This is a genomic window from Flavobacterium pectinovorum, from assembly GCF_900142715.1.
GTDB lineage: Bacteria > Bacteroidota > Bacteroidia > Flavobacteriales > Flavobacteriaceae > Flavobacterium > Flavobacterium pectinovorum.
In genome coordinates, this window is record NZ_FRBX01000001.1 from 299639 (window position 1) to 314164 (window position 14526).

14 protein-coding genes are annotated in these 14526 nt (G+C 34.2%); 6 read left to right on the top strand and 8 right to left on the bottom strand.

Annotated elements, in window-relative coordinates; genetic code table 11:
• The first annotated feature begins 20 nt into the window (after window positions 1-20).
• Window positions 21-296, top strand: coding sequence for a preprotein translocase subunit YajC (gene yajC, locus BUE22_RS01075; RefSeq protein ID WP_042566415.1), 276 nt, complete (start codon window positions 21-23; stop codon window positions 294-296).
• A 309-nt stretch (window positions 297-605) separates the two neighbouring features.
• Here yajC and BUE22_RS01080 read toward each other — a convergent pair whose 3' ends face one another.
• From BUE22_RS01080 to BUE22_RS01100, 5 genes are all read right to left on the bottom strand, one after another.
• Window positions 606-1193: a YdeI/OmpD-associated family protein gene (locus BUE22_RS01080; protein ID WP_073393094.1), complete on the bottom strand. Its 588-nt coding sequence runs from the start codon at window positions 1191-1193 to the stop codon at window positions 606-608.
• 1 nt (window position 1194) lies between these two features.
• Complete coding sequence (pepT, locus tag BUE22_RS01085; protein ID WP_073393095.1) at window positions 1195-2472, bottom strand: peptidase T; 1278 nt, start codon at window positions 2470-2472, stop codon at window positions 1195-1197.
• Between the two features lie 228 nt (window positions 2473-2700).
• Window positions 2701-3837 carry a formylglycine-generating enzyme family protein gene (locus BUE22_RS01090; protein ID WP_073393096.1) on the bottom strand — a complete coding sequence of 379 codons (1137 nt, stop codon included), beginning with the start codon at window positions 3835-3837 and terminating at the stop codon, window positions 2701-2703.
• A 100-nt stretch (window positions 3838-3937) separates the two neighbouring features.
• Entirely contained in the window at window positions 3938-4894 is a 957-nt protein-coding gene (locus BUE22_RS01095; protein WP_073393098.1) for a DUF6515 family protein, read from the bottom strand.
• 130 nt (window positions 4895-5024) lie between these two features.
• On the bottom strand, window positions 5025-6233 hold the full coding sequence (locus BUE22_RS01100) for an OprO/OprP family phosphate-selective porin (RefSeq protein ID WP_073393100.1): 1209 nt from the start codon (window positions 6231-6233) through the stop codon (window positions 5025-5027).
• Between the two features lie 355 nt (window positions 6234-6588).
• Here BUE22_RS01100 and BUE22_RS01105 point away from each other — a divergent pair, with 355 nt between their 5' ends.
• Entirely contained in the window at window positions 6589-7623 is a 1035-nt protein-coding gene (locus tag BUE22_RS01105) for a quinone-dependent dihydroorotate dehydrogenase (protein ID WP_073393102.1), read from the top strand.
• Here the strand turns inward: BUE22_RS01105 and BUE22_RS01110 are convergent.
• Together BUE22_RS01110 and BUE22_RS01115 are read right to left on the bottom strand one after the other, a co-directional pair.
• Window positions 7609-8325, bottom strand: coding sequence for a DUF3307 domain-containing protein (locus BUE22_RS01110; protein WP_073393104.1), 717 nt, complete (start codon window positions 8323-8325; stop codon window positions 7609-7611). The two genes, BUE22_RS01105 and BUE22_RS01110, sit on opposite strands and share 15 nt — an antisense overlap.
• Complete coding sequence (locus BUE22_RS01115) at window positions 8322-8933, bottom strand: SatD family protein (protein WP_073393106.1); 612 nt, start codon at window positions 8931-8933, stop codon at window positions 8322-8324. The genes BUE22_RS01110 and BUE22_RS01115 overlap by 4 nt, the downstream gene beginning before the upstream one ends.
• A gap of 292 nt (window positions 8934-9225) precedes the next feature.
• Between BUE22_RS01115 and BUE22_RS01120 the strand changes: the two genes are divergently transcribed.
• The 4 genes from BUE22_RS01120 (at window position 9226) to guaB (ending at window position 13811) form a co-directional block, all read left to right on the top strand.
• A complete protein-coding gene (locus BUE22_RS01120; protein WP_073393109.1) occupies window positions 9226-10092 on the top strand; it encodes a hydroxymethylglutaryl-CoA lyase in 867 nt (288 codons plus the stop codon).
• 82 nt (window positions 10093-10174) lie between these two features.
• A complete protein-coding gene (locus BUE22_RS01125; protein WP_073393111.1) occupies window positions 10175-10732 on the top strand; it encodes a hypothetical protein in 558 nt (185 codons plus the stop codon).
• Window positions 10729-12123, top strand: coding sequence for a DUF5723 family protein (locus tag BUE22_RS01130; protein WP_073393113.1), 1395 nt, complete (start codon window positions 10729-10731; stop codon window positions 12121-12123). The genes BUE22_RS01125 and BUE22_RS01130 overlap by 4 nt, the downstream gene beginning before the upstream one ends.
• 215 nt (window positions 12124-12338) lie before the next feature.
• A complete protein-coding gene (gene guaB, locus BUE22_RS01135) occupies window positions 12339-13811 on the top strand; it encodes an IMP dehydrogenase (RefSeq protein ID WP_042566403.1) in 1473 nt (490 codons plus the stop codon).
• A gap of 62 nt (window positions 13812-13873) precedes the next feature.
• On the opposite strand, the gene BUE22_RS01140 is transcribed toward guaB, so the two are convergent.
• Window positions 13874-14377: a hypothetical protein gene (locus BUE22_RS01140; protein ID WP_042566402.1), complete on the bottom strand. Its 504-nt coding sequence runs from the start codon at window positions 14375-14377 to the stop codon at window positions 13874-13876.
• Between the last annotated feature and the right edge of the window lie 149 nt (window positions 14378-14526).

Sequence of the window (14526 nt, forward strand, 5' to 3'; positions counted from 1 at the left end):
TCAAAAACAGAAATTAAATTATGGGACAATTAACTCAATTTGCGCCATTTCTATTAATGTTTGTAGTGATCTATTTCTTCATGATCAGACCACAACAAAAAAGAGCAAAAAACGAAAAAGAATTTGAAAGCAGCCTAAAAGTAGGTGACAAAATAATTACTAAAAGTGGTTTTCACGGTAAAGTTGTTGAACTTGCAGAAACAACAGTTGTAATCGAAACAATGTCTGGAAAATTAAAATTAGAGCGTTCAGCTATTTCTTTAGAATTGAGCTCTGCTTTGAATAAAAAAGCTTAACGCTTTTTAAAATTCCAAATAAAATATAAATCCCAAACTCCTCCCGATAGCTATCGGGAGGAATTTGGGATTTTTTGTACTTGAAATTTTGCAAGTAACCTTACAAAGATTTTAAATTCATTGTATGAAAAAAACATAGCCCGTGGTTTCAACCACGGATACACAATCATAGTCACAATTCCTATCCTCGTGGTTGAAACCACGGGCTATGTTTAGTAAGATTGTGCATTTTTCTATAAAAAAAACCTTTGTCAAAGTTTAAAACTTTGACAAAGGTTGGAATTTGGAATTTTTTAATTGGAATTTAATTTATCTGTATTTATCATTCAAACCAACATTCCCTAAAATCATCGGAATCACTTTCTCGATTCTTGTTAGTTTAGTTTTCTCTTGTTTGGCTGTTTCAATGTATTCTAAAAACTCATATTGTTTATAAGGTGCGAATTTTTGAAAAGCTTCTGCTAAAGCCGGATTCAAATCCATTTCCTTTTGCAGCAATTCAGAAACAATTGTTTCTTTTTTTGAAGGTTTTATGATTTTTCCCTGCTTTTCATTTTCAATGGCTTCCAGAATATATTCTAAAACTTCTTTTTCGTTTACTTCGTCTTTTGAGGTAAAACGCCATTGTCGCATCGATTTCGTTTTGTCTTCCTGCGCGTTAATGAGTCTCTTTTTTTCATCTTTTAGAAATACTCCATTGAGGAACCAAATGGCAAAATAATCCTTAAAACCGCCAAGACCGATAACATTTCTCTTGTTGTAAACATAAATAGAAGCACCCCATTTTATGGTTTCAACAAGCTCGGTTTTATCAATAATTGATTTTAGGAAAAGAAGTTCTTCTTCCCATTTATTGACTTTGTCCCAAACATGTTTTTTATCAGAATTCGGTTCCAATTTATCTTTTTCCTTTAGGTTTTTCAGTTACATCAAAAGCACCCTGAATGGCTGTTAATTCCGCAATTTTTACAATTACTTCGGTTGCTTTCTGGATACTTTCTGCAGGAACATATTCGTATTTTCCGTGAAAGTTATGTCCGCCCGCAAAAATATTCGGACAAGGTAATCCCATGTAGGATAATTGAGATCCGTCAGTTCCGCCACGAATAGGTTTAATGATCGGTTTGATGTTTAGTTCTCTCATTGCTTTTTCAGCAATATCAACAATATGTTTTACCGGAAGCACTTTTTCTTTCATATTATAATACTGATCTCTTACTTCAGTAGTTACAATATCTTCACCAAATTGTTTGGCGAATTTTTTGTTGATTTTCCTGGCAATTTTTCCAATTAAATCTTTTCTTTTTTCAAATTTAACTTTGTTGTGATCACGAATAATCAATTCTAAAACCGTTTCTTCAATGCTTCCTGTTAAATGATGAACATGAAAAAAGCCTTCATAACCTTTAGTTTCCTGTGGTGTTTCTCCTTTCGGAAGTTCGTTGATGAAATCATTTGCAATCAACATCGAGTTGATCATTTTTCCTTTGGCATAACCTGGGTGAACGCTTTTTCCTTTAAAAGTAATTTTGGCTCCGGCGGCATTAAAATTTTCGTATTCTAATTCACCAATCTGGCTTCCGTCCATTGTATAAGCCCATTGAGCGCCAAATTTTTCTACATCAAAATGATGAGCGCCACGACCAATTTCTTCATCTGGAGTAAAGCCAATTCTGATTTTTCCGTGTTTAATTTCCGGATGCTGAATTAAGTATTCCATTGCCGAAACAATCTCGGTAATTCCCGCTTTATCATCTGCGCCAAGCAAAGTTGTTCCGTCGGTTGTGATGATGGTTTGTCCTTTATATTGTAATAAATCTTTAAAGTAGTTTGGAGATAAAATAATGTTTTTCTCTGCGTTTAAAACTATGTCTTTACCGTCGTAATTCTCAATAATTTGAGGCTTTACATTTGCTCCGCTAAAATCAGGAGAGGTGTCAAAATGCGAAACGAAACCAATTACGGGAACTTCATGATCTACATTACTTGGCAAAGTTGCCATGATATAGGCTTTATCGTCTATAGTTACATCTTGTAAACCAATTGTTTTTAGTTCTTCGACTAATTTATTGGCAAGATTCCATTGTTTTTCTGTACTTGGAGTAGTTTGTGAGTTTGGGTCTGATTCTGTATCAATTGTTACATAACTGATAAAACGATCTATAATATGCTGCATTTCTTTAATTTTTAGCAAATATAAGGAAAAAGAGTTCGTTACGAATTGCACGAATGTCTACTAATTTATGGTTGAAGGTTGAGATAAAAAAGTTCGCCACGAATTTCACGAATTAGCACGAATCATTTATAATTTAAAAATCCAATTTCACGAATTATATTTCATGAAACTGGATTTAACTTTTATTTGTAGACACTTCTAATTAGTGAAATTAGTGGCAAAAAAACTTTACTGCACACATCTAAAACCAATATGATTTGCGGGAGATTGATAATCGCCTTTTCCACGTGTTCCTACCATGTAGCGGGAACAATATTGATCTGTGCATAAAAATGAACCTCCGCGCTGTACCTTTTTCAGTAGGCCAGGATCTGCGGGATCGTATGATTTTTCGGCACCTTTTGGGTTTTTGGTCACTTGTCCGCTTTCGCTTAAAGTGGCATAGTAATCAGGAGTGTACCAATCATTTGTCCATTCCCATACATTTCCTCCAATATCATATAAACCATAAGAATTCGGTTCAAATTGTGCCGTTGGTGCTATACCAATATAACCATCTTCGCCGGTATCGCCTTTTTCAATAGGGAAATGTCCCTGATAAATATTTCCCTGAAACTTTCCTTTAGGTTTTAATGTATTTCCCCAAGCATACAATTGCCCAGATTTTCCTCCGCGAGCTGCAAATTCCCATTCGGCTTCGGTTGGTAGTCTTTTACCGGCCCATTTTGCATAAGCAGCTGCATCAGCATAAGAAACTTGCACAACAGGATATTTCTCTCTGCCAATAATGGAACTCATTGGACCTTCGGGATGTCTCCAGTCGGCACCACCAACGTAGCTCCACCATTGCATGTAATTATTTAAATCTACAGTTGCCGGAGTAGGGGTGAAAACTGCCGATCCTGCTATTAAATTTTCTAATGGAGCATCAGGATATTCTTCGTGTGTTGGTTTTTTTTCGGCCAGCGTTACATAACCTGTGGCTTTTACAAAAGCAGCAAATTGCTCGTTAGTAACTTCAGTTTGATCCATATAATAGCCATCAACATAAACCCTGTGAATTGGCGCGGCATCTTTTGTAACACCTTTTATGCTGCATAAACTTTCGTCTTCGACGTTACTTCCCATAGAAAATTCTCCTCCCGGAATCCAGACCATGCCTTTTGGTGCTTTGCCGGAAGGTTTATTTTTATTTTCAATGGTGGGTTTAAAAACAGATTCGCCAGTAGCATGCGGAGTTTCGGCACAATCTTTTGCTGCGGCTATTTCATTTTTTTCTTTTGGAATAATCTTAGTATAACCAAATGCAATAGAAATAATTGAAAGGGCTAGTATTGCAAATATCCAATAGGTTTTATTTTTCATATTAATCAATTTTAATTGAAAGTAATTGCCGGAAAACAATCTGGTCAAAGTTAAATAATTATTCTAGTTATTCTATAGGGTTAATAAAAATAAATATTTATTATTTATCTTCTTCAACCTGAACAACTTCGTATTTATCTTTTCCATCAACTTGTACGGGTTGGTAGTAGGTTTCTCCAAATTTTACATATTTTACATCTCCTATAGTGACTTCTTCACCGCCTTCGGGCAAGTTATCTACTAAGGTTCCGGCTGTTGGTGCAACAACTTTATAGGTGCTGCCGTCTTTTTCATAATACGTTCCACCGTAATAATAATTATTGACGGTTCCGGTATTTACAGTTTGGGCACCACTCGGAATATTATTTACGGTTCCACCAACCGGAGCAGGTACAGCTGTATAACCACCACTTGTCGAGGTATACCAAACTCCCTGATCATAATGATATTGTGCGCTTTCAACGCTTACTACAATCGCTGTAACAGCCAAAGTTGCTACAAAAAATCCCCATGGATGCCAAACCGGACCCCAATAAAATGGTCTGTATGGATGAAAGAAATAAGGATTGTAAGCATGATATCTATAGCCGCCATAAACATAAGGAGGGCGAACATAAGGTCTAGGACCGGGTCTTACAACAGTATTACGGTTGTTGCGAACATGTACACTATTGTTTACATTAATATTTACATTGTTTCTGTTCACGGTATTACCACTAATATTGGTATTTCTGTTACCACTATTATTGATATTGTTTCTGGTTGCTGAGTTTCTGTTGGTAGTTGTATTTCTATTTCCAGCATTTGTGTTTGAAGTATTGGCAGGTCTCGTAGTTGTATTGGTTGATTTTCTAACACCAGAATTATTAGAGCCTGGCCTTGTTTGCGTTGCAGGTCTTTGAGTTGCAGGTCTTGTTTTTACAGCTCCACCAGCTCGCTTTGTGCCGCCGTTGCCGCCCACTCGTCGTTGTGCTAAACCATCAATAGAAATTAAGAAAAATGATCCAGCAATACATAGTAGTGCCGCTTTTTTTAGTGTTTTATTTATACTTTTCATTTTCAGTGTTTTATGGTGTATTAAAATTATTAAAAAAAATAAGAATAATCGTAAAAATTAAAAATCATTTTTAGTTTTTGTTTGTGCTATGTGATTGTAAATAAGTTAAATGCGAATTTTGTTTTGTGATTTATAGCGAAATATCCCATTGTATTCTAAGACGCCAGCCTGCTTCTAACGGCAGGGTTTTATCCTGAAAACTAAAATAGCTAAACTCTGATGTGAGCTTGTTTTTATGGCCTTTAAAAAACCAATTGAAAGCAATGGTAGTTTCATCCTGCAAATTTTGTCTAATTGAGTTGTCAGGTCTGTAGGCGGCATGTCTTCCTGCCATTTCCAAATGTTTTGGCCACCATTCAAAAGCATTATGAAAAAAATAACCAAGCTGAGCATAATAACCTTTCATCGTAGTGGTTTTGTTATTGTCCAGTTTATCAATAATTTCTTTAGTATGCCATTCGCTTTGCCACGAAAATCCACGATACATAAAAGCACTTTCAAAATTCCATTGGTTAACGCGATATTGTCCCGGCGCTCCGTCCTCAAATCCGTCTAAATAACCGCCTCCGGATTGCGAAAACCTCGTATATGGACTTCGGTTTGTAATGGCAGAAAAAGCAATAATTGGTGTCGGTTTTTCGTGAAATTCTAAATCACTTCCTTCAAAATCAAGAAATCTTCCGAGAAAATTCCATTGAGCACGACCAAAGTACATGAGATTGTTATCATCGTTTGAAGTATTTCCTCTTCCGGTTCCTGTTAAAGCTGCCGCCCAATAGTTAAAATCAGCAATTCCTTTTCCTTTCAGATGCCCATACAATTCAACTCCCATTTGCCTGTCTACCGTAAACGGACGATTGATTAAAGACCGGTCTACAGTTTGCTGCTCTCCGCTGCTAATAAAACGTTCCCGGGTAAACTCAACTTTCCATTGTCCTACTTTCAAGCTAAGCCATTTGTATTTTTCGACCATGATTCTAAAATCAAGCAAATTCGACTGACTCAATTCATATTCCCAATAATAATTGAGCCAGGGCTCAAAAGCATGACCGCCCACTTTTAACCTCGCACGATTGATTTTAAAAGTCGTTTGTTTATCCTGACTATAATCGTCATATGTTAACGGATCCTGGTCATTTGGCGTAGAAAACCGAAATTGTAAACGACTCTGAAGCTGAAAAAGAAATTTATTATCGTTGGTTCGTAATTCAATTCCTTTTTCGCCATATCTAAAATGAATGAGTTTGGTTGTATCTTTTATTTGTTGTGATAAGCCTGAAATACTCAATAATAACAGAATAACCGACAGATATTTTTTGAAATGGCGTATGATGTACATAAACTTAATGGAGTTTTACATTCTTAATCTATTTTGTATAACTTCGAATATCGCAAACAAGATCTTTCTTAATATCAAATAAGTCCTTCAAAATTAAGTATTAAAACTTCCAAAAAGTTGGCTCAAAGTCGCTACATTGTTTCATTTTATAACTTGCAACGTTAAATATTGATTTTTGGTTTCTTTAAAAAGTATCACGATTTTTAGCCGTCAAAACTTATAATTAATTGATTATAATGTTATTGTGTTTTTATAAGTTGGTTTTTAATCTCTTATTTATTTGTTTTTGTAAAAAAGAGCCATTTTCAAGTATTATAATTAAATTTGCAACCGAAAAAACAACAACACAACTCTTATGTATAAATTGATAATTCGCCCAATACTTTTTTGGTTTGATCCGGAAGAAGTACACTATTTTACTTTTTCATTTGTTAAATTCATTTCAAAAATCCCAGGAGTTTCATCAATTATAAAATCAATTTACGAAGTAAAAGACGTCCGTTTAGAGCGTGAAGTTTTCGGAATTAAATTCAAGAATCCGGTTGGACTTGCGGCAGGATTTGATAAAGATGCAAAGTTGTATAAAGAACTTTCAGACTTTGGTTTTGGGTTTATCGAAATAGGAACTGTAACGCCGGTTGGTCAGGAAGGAAATCCTAAAAAACGTTTGTTTCGATTAAAAGAAGATCAGGCAATTATTAACCGAATGGGATTTAATAATGGCGGAGTTCTTGAAGCTGTTGAGCGTTTAAAAAAGAATTCAAATGTTTTAATTGGTGGAAATATTGGAAAAAATAAAGTAACGCCAAACGAAAATGCCGTTGACGATTATATCATTTGCTTTGATGCATTATTTGATCATGTCGATTATTTTGTGGTAAATGTGAGTTCGCCAAACACACCAAATTTAAGAGCTTTACAAGATAAAGAACCTTTGACAGCCTTATTACAAACTTTACAGAACAGAAATGTAGAAAAGCAAAAAACGAGCACTCAAAAAATAAAACCAATACTTTTAAAAATTGCACCGGACTTAACAGACGAGCAATTATTAGATATTATTGATATTTTAAAAACTACTCAAATTGCAGGTGTAATCGCTACAAATACTACTATTTCCAGAGACGGGTTACAATCTCAAAATCAATCTGAAATGGGCGGATTATCAGGAAAACCGCTAACGCAACGTTCTACTGAAGTGATTCGTTTTCTTTCTGAGAAAAGCAATAAAGCATTCCCGATTATTGGAGTAGGAGGAATACATTCTGCAGATGATGCTATCGAAAAATTGAATGCCGGAGCGAGTTTAGTGCAATTATACACCGGATTTATTTATGAAGGCCCGGCGTTGATAAAAGCAATAAATAAAAAAGTTTTAAAGCAATTGTAATAACAAGGCCTGGACAATAAGTCCGACAGTTATAGCGACACCAAAACTTATTAAGGTACCAATTAAAACATATTCGGTAAGTTTTCTGTCTTTGGCTTCTTTTAGATCTCCAAACCTAAAAATAGATTTAGCGGCCAATAAAAAGCCAATTGCTTCAAAATGTCCGGTTAATATAAAGCAAAATACAAATAAGCGTTCTAATATGCCAATGTAATTTCCTGCATTGGCTAGTGAATTATCCTGATTACTATCTTGACTTTCCGGACTCCAGATAGAAATAATGGTTTTAATAAAAATAGAAGTTGGTTTTGTAATAAATAAAAATCCAGTTATTAAAATCCAGAATTGATTATCAAACCAAATAAAATTGATGGTTTTGTTTTGATAGAGTAATACGATCGCAATTAAAACTAAAATATGTGCAATTTGATCTGCAATAAACCAAGTGCGTTTTGTTTTATTTTGTTGAAAATTGAGTTTGATTAAATCAATGATTCCGTGCGAAATTGCGATTAAAATAGCATAAGGAATAAAAGCAATCTCCCATACTAAAATCGCTGCCAGAATACCGTGTAAAAGAATATGAAAATATAAATAAATACTCTTATGTTTTTTAGTTTCTTTATCTGCAACCCACGAATTTGGCTGCCATATAAAATCGCCTAATAAATGTGCTAAAAGTAGTTTTATAAATAAAATCATGACTTGAGTTCTTTTATTTGTGTTCTAAAATATCGATCTAAATTCATAACCAAATCAAACTGAGCACGTTTTTGTCTTCGGCTTACAGCGGCTTGATTAATGCCTAATTTTTGTCCCAGTTCTTCTTGCGACAAGTTTGGGTTTTCTATTGCAACGGTAACAAATTGAGCCGGTTGTACAAGCCAAGTATCCATAAAAGTTAATGCCAGACGAAGCATTAAATTTATTTTTTCATCAAAAACAATATCTTCGGTTCTAAGAGCTAAAGTCACCTTTTGTTTTTTTAAAGTTTCAAAAAGTTCTCCTGAATTTATAAAGGCAGTTCCATTACTTTCGGATATTTTTTCGGCATTATGTGTTTTATCTCCAAAACCAATACTCATTCTCGCATCAGATTTTATGGCTCTTAAATGTGCTTTTATTAAAATAGCTGTCAATAAAGCTTCTTCAGGATTTTTGACTTCTACCTGAAATTCATCTCCTCTGTAAATCTCCCATTGAGCAGGCATTTCGCCAAACCGCGACAGGATTTTTTTTAAATCCTCTACCCAATGTTTAGATTTTTGCTGTCTTGAACCAATTATGTCTCCTGTAATTACGCTTGTCATATTCAAATATAATTAAAAATTAATTAACTTATGTATTACAAATATACGTAATAATTATAAGTATTACGTTTTTTGGTAATATTATTTATAATTACAATATTGTGTAATTATTTAAAGGCACTCAATATAGATTTTAGAAAAACTCAAATGAAATGCCTTTTTTAAAGTATGACAAATGTATGTTTCTATGTGTCTAGTTTAGGTTTTTACGATTGCATTCAATGCTTAAGAAAATTATAACTTTTATTTCTTTAAAAAAGAAACTAACTTAGCCTTCACAAAAGAATAAACTTTGAATAAAGAAATCAAAATTATCGAATGTCCACGCGATGCCATGCAGGGTATCAAAACCTTTATTCCTACCAAGAATAAGGTTTCATACATACAAGCTTTGCTTAGAGTGGGTTTTGATACCATTGATTTTGGAAGTTTTGTTTCTCCAAAAGCGATTCCGCAAATGCAGGATACAGCCGAAGTTTTGGCACAACTCGACTTGTCACAAACTACAAGTAAACTGCTGGCTATTATTGCCAATACACAAGGTGCTGCAATGGCTTCAGAGCATGAACCTATTCAATATTTAGGTTTTCCTTTTTCTATATCCGAGAATTTCCAGATGCGAAACACACATAAAACCATCGCAGAATCTTTGGTTACATTGGAAGAAATTCTGGAAATTGCTGATAAAAAAAATAAAGAAGTGGTAACGTACCTTTCAATGGGTTTTGGAAATCCGTATGGAGATCCGTGGAATGTTGAAATCGTAGGGGAGTGGACAGAAAAACTGTCGACAATGGGTGTAAAAATCCTGTCACTTTCTGATACCGTTGGAAGTTCAACGCCAGAAGTAATCACATATCTTTTTTCGAATTTAATTCCGAAATATCCTCAAATTGAATTTGGTGCGCATTTACATACAACTCCAGATAGCTGGTTCGAAAAAATAGAAGCAGCTTCAAAAGCCGGCTGTACTCGTTTTGATGGCGCAATTCAGGGCTTTGGAGGCTGCCCAATGGCTACAGATAAATTAACGGGGAATATGCCTACCGAAAAGTTAATTTCCTATTTTACTTCAAATAAAAAAACAACAGGACTAAATTCTTTAAGTTTTGAAAGTGCCTATAATGAAGCTTCAAAACTGTTTGGACAATTTCATTAGAAAAAAAGTAGTATATTTATTACTCAATTTATAATAAGTTACATCAAATCTACGTTGTTTCTTATTATTTAATCTACTTTTTATGGAAATACCACACTCAATCAGAAGAATTCATAAATTCTTAGGCTTGGCATTTTTATTCTCTTCATGCGCAAGCGATTTAGATATTGATCAGTTCAATAATATCAAACTCGAACCTGTTTTTGTAGCTAACCTGGCATTTTTTGATGTTCCTGCAAATAAATTCATAGACGATGGAAATGCACATCAAATTGCAGTCGATGTTCAGCCTTTTAAAATTTTTAAACAAAACTTTTTTAAAGATAATCTGGTTAAGGCAGAACTCAATTTCGAAATAGAAAATACTATAAACAGATCTTTTAGTCTTGATTTTGTGCTTTATGATAAAAATGATCAAATCGTTGAAACCATAACTTTTGAAGTTCCGGCATACACAGGAAGTCCTAATGTTATAAAATTTCCAACAGAAGTTTTTGAACAAGAAAGATTGGAACTTTTAAAAAAAACAGTTGAAATTGGTTTTACTGTTAGAATAGGTGCAGGTCCAGCCTTAAATGAAAACAGTCTAGGTAATTTGAAATTACGATCGAGCGCAACCGCATATATGGAAATCGAATGAGAAAAGCATATCTGATAATACTGGTTGTTTTCCAGTTTGGTTTTGCGCAAAACAAAGCGTTATTATATAATTTTACTTCAATTCCACAAGCTTCACTAGTTAATCCGGGTGCCGATGTTTCGTATAAATATTATTTTGGAATTCCATTATTATCCGGAGTTTCAGCTAATGTAGGTTCGAAAAGCTTCTCTGCGTATGATTTATTTGCTAATGACGGAGTTGATTTTACCGAAAAAGTCCGAAACATTATAAACAAATCATCAGCCAATGATAAAACCCATGTTAACGAGCAACTCGAAGTGTTTTCAGGAGGTTTTAGGGTTGGAGGAGAAGATAGCCAGTCGTATGTGTCGTTTGGAGTTTATCAGGAATTTGATTTTTTGATGTATGTGCCCAAAGATTTAGCAATATTGGCATTAGATGGAAATCGGGATCACATGGGCAAATCCTTTAATCTTGCTGATTTAAATGTTAGAGCCGAAGCGCTTTCGGTGCTTCACGTTGGTTTTCATAAAAAAATAAGTGAAAAATTAGTGTTGGGTGGCCGCGCCAAACTTTATTCGAGTGGCGCCAATGCAACATCAACAAATAATTCGGGATTTATCTATACAGACGAAATTGAAGGCACACGTAATATTTATACTCAGGTAATTTCTTCAAATTTAGAACTTAAAACTTCTGGTATTGCCACTTTTACAAAAGATGAATACAGAGGAAGTGAGACCGAAGATATTATACATAACAGTTTTTTTAACGGAAGTTTAGGTTTAGGGGTAGATGCCGGAGTTACCTATTATTTTAAGGATAATCTTCAGTTTACAGCAAGTGTTATAGATTTGGGTTTTGTGAGGCAATCTAAGGATATAGAAACACGAACCTATAAAGGAAGTTATACTTATAATGGAGTAAATCCTAATTTTGATGATATAGATGGACCAAGAAATGTTTTAGGAGAATTTGATAAAGCTATTCCGAGAGATACACTCTATAACAAATACACAACCTGGAGGCCAACAAAATTCTATTCTTCTCTTCAATATTCGTTTGGAGAATCAAGATATGGTGAAGAATGTGATTGCAGAGCTAAAAGTAAGCGAGGATATGCAAATTCTATCGGAGGTCAGTTGTTTATAATGAGTATGCCCAAAAAACCTTTTACAGCTTTTACTGCTTTTTATAAACGCAGTATTTTCGAAAAATTAGATTTTAAAGCTACTTATACTTTTGATACTTTTTCGAATACAAATTTGGGATTAGGACTTTCCGGAACAATTGGAAAATTCAATATTTATGCACTGGTCGATAATGTTTTTGAATATAAAGATGTCACCAAAGCCAATAGTATAGCGTTTCAATTTGGTTTAAATTTTATTTTTCCAGATTCAGATTAATTTTATAAAATTCCAATACATAAATTCCAAATTCCAATTTTGTTGCTCTATTTGAAAATATGCAGCAACAAAATTGGAATTTGGAATTTTTTATTTGGATTTTGAAGATTACGAATGTAGTACCTTTCTTATAGAGATAAAATTAAGAAAAACTTAGTATTCAAGTTTCCAATTTATTCACTATATTTGCACGCAATTCAACTACAAATTGCACCATGATAGCACACAACTCCAAGATTATCGGCGAAGGTTTAACTTACGACGATGTATTATTAGTACCTAACTACTCGAATGTGCTTCCTCGCGAAGTGAGTATCAAATCAAAATTTTCCCGTAATATAACACTAAACGTTCCTATAGTATCAGCTGCTATGGATACCGTTACCGAAAGTGCAATGGCAATTGCTATGGCGCAAGAAGGCGGAATTGGTGTTTTGCATAAAAATATGACCATCGAGCAACAAGCAGCGAAGGTTAGAAAAGTAAAACGCGCTGAGGCAGGAATGATTATCGATCCGGTAACATTACCAATGACTTCAACAATTGCAGATGCAAAAAACGCCATGAAAGAATTCGGAATTGGCGGAATTCCAATTGTTGACGAAAACAGAATCTTAAAAGGAATCGTTACAAATCGTGATTTACGTTTCGAAAAAAACGGAGCGAGACCAATTATAGAAGTAATGACCAGTAAAAACTTAGTTACTGTTGCAGAAGGAACTTCATTAGAACAGGCCGAAGTAGTCTTACAAGGCCATAAAATAGAAAAATTACCAGTTGTAAATGCTCAAAATGAATTAGTTGGGCTAATTACTTTTAGAGATATTACAAAATTAACTCAAAAACCAATCGCTAATAAAGATACTTTTGGTCGTTTGAGAGTTGCTGCCGCAATTGGGGTTACTGGCGATGCAGTTCAAAGAGCTGAAGCGTTAGTTGCTGCAGGCGTAGACGCAATCATTATTGATACAGCACACGGACATACAGAAGGTGTTGTAAACACATTGAAACAAATAAAAGCAAAATTCCCAAACATTGATGTAATTGTTGGAAACATCGCAACTCCCGAAGCAGCTAAATATTTAGTAGAAAATGGAGCCGATGGTGTAAAAGTAGGAATAGGACCTGGTTCTATTTGTACAACACGTATCGTTGCAGGTGTTGGTTTTCCTCAGTTTTCAGCCGTTCTTGAAGTAGCTGCGGCTATTAAAGGAACTGGAGTTCCGGTTATTGCAGATGGTGGAATTCGTTATACAGGAGATATCCCGAAAGCAATTGCTGCAGGTGCCGATTGTGTAATGTTAGGTTCATTATTAGCAGGAACAAAAGAATCTCCGGGAGAAACTATTATTTTTGAAGGAAGAAAATTCAAATCTTACCGCGGAATGGGTTCTGTTGAAGCAATGCAAACAGGTTCTAAAGACCGTTATTTTCAGGATGTTGAAGACGATGTTAAAAAATTAGTTCCGGAAGGAATCGTTGGTCGTGTTCCTTACAAAGGAGAATTAAACGAAAGCATGCTTCAGTTTATCGGAGGTCTTCGTGCCGGAATGGGATATTGTGGTTCAAAAGATATTCCAACTTTACAGGAATCCGGACGTTTTGTTAGAATCACGTCAAGCGGAATTACTGAAAGTCACCCACACAACGTTACTATTACAAAAGAAGCTCCGAATTATTCAAGATAATTTTCAGCTTTCACTATAAAACAAAAGGCATAAGATTTAATTCTTATGCCTTTTTTGATTTTTTATTGAATAATCGAAATCCCATTATTCAATTCATCAATTATACCTTGATTTGGTTCTATCGCTTCGGCCTGAGCGCCGTATTGCATTTGTATAGAGCCACCTTTTCCGTTGTAGATAAAACCTTGGTATTTGTACAAAATATCATTGTAATCTAACTCACACTCAAAGTAATTAACGGTAATATCGTTTATTTTCTTTTTGTATATTTTCAGGTTTTTGATCTTTCCAAACTCTTTGTATTCATCCTGAATAGTACTTTTAAGATTTTTATCAGTAATAAAATAATCATATTCAATAAAGTACGCGTTTACTAAATTATACTTGTCATGAAATTGTGCATCCCAGTCTATAGAATCTGTATTTTTAATCCAGTGATCAGGATTGTATTTAATTTGATAAATTTCTTTTCGGCTTGTATAAGTTTCTAGTTTTGAATTCTTTTTTGTTTGCCCTATCGAAATAAAACCCGATAGTAAAAATAGGAAAAGTAGATTTTTTGACATGTGATATTTAAATTTTGGCTAATAATATGAAACGAAAGTAGCAAATAAAAATTACTTAGGATAAAAATATTTAAGAGATTTTTTTCACGCAGATTTTGCAGATTTGAACAGATCTTAAATATTTAATTAGCTACACAAATCAGCTAAAA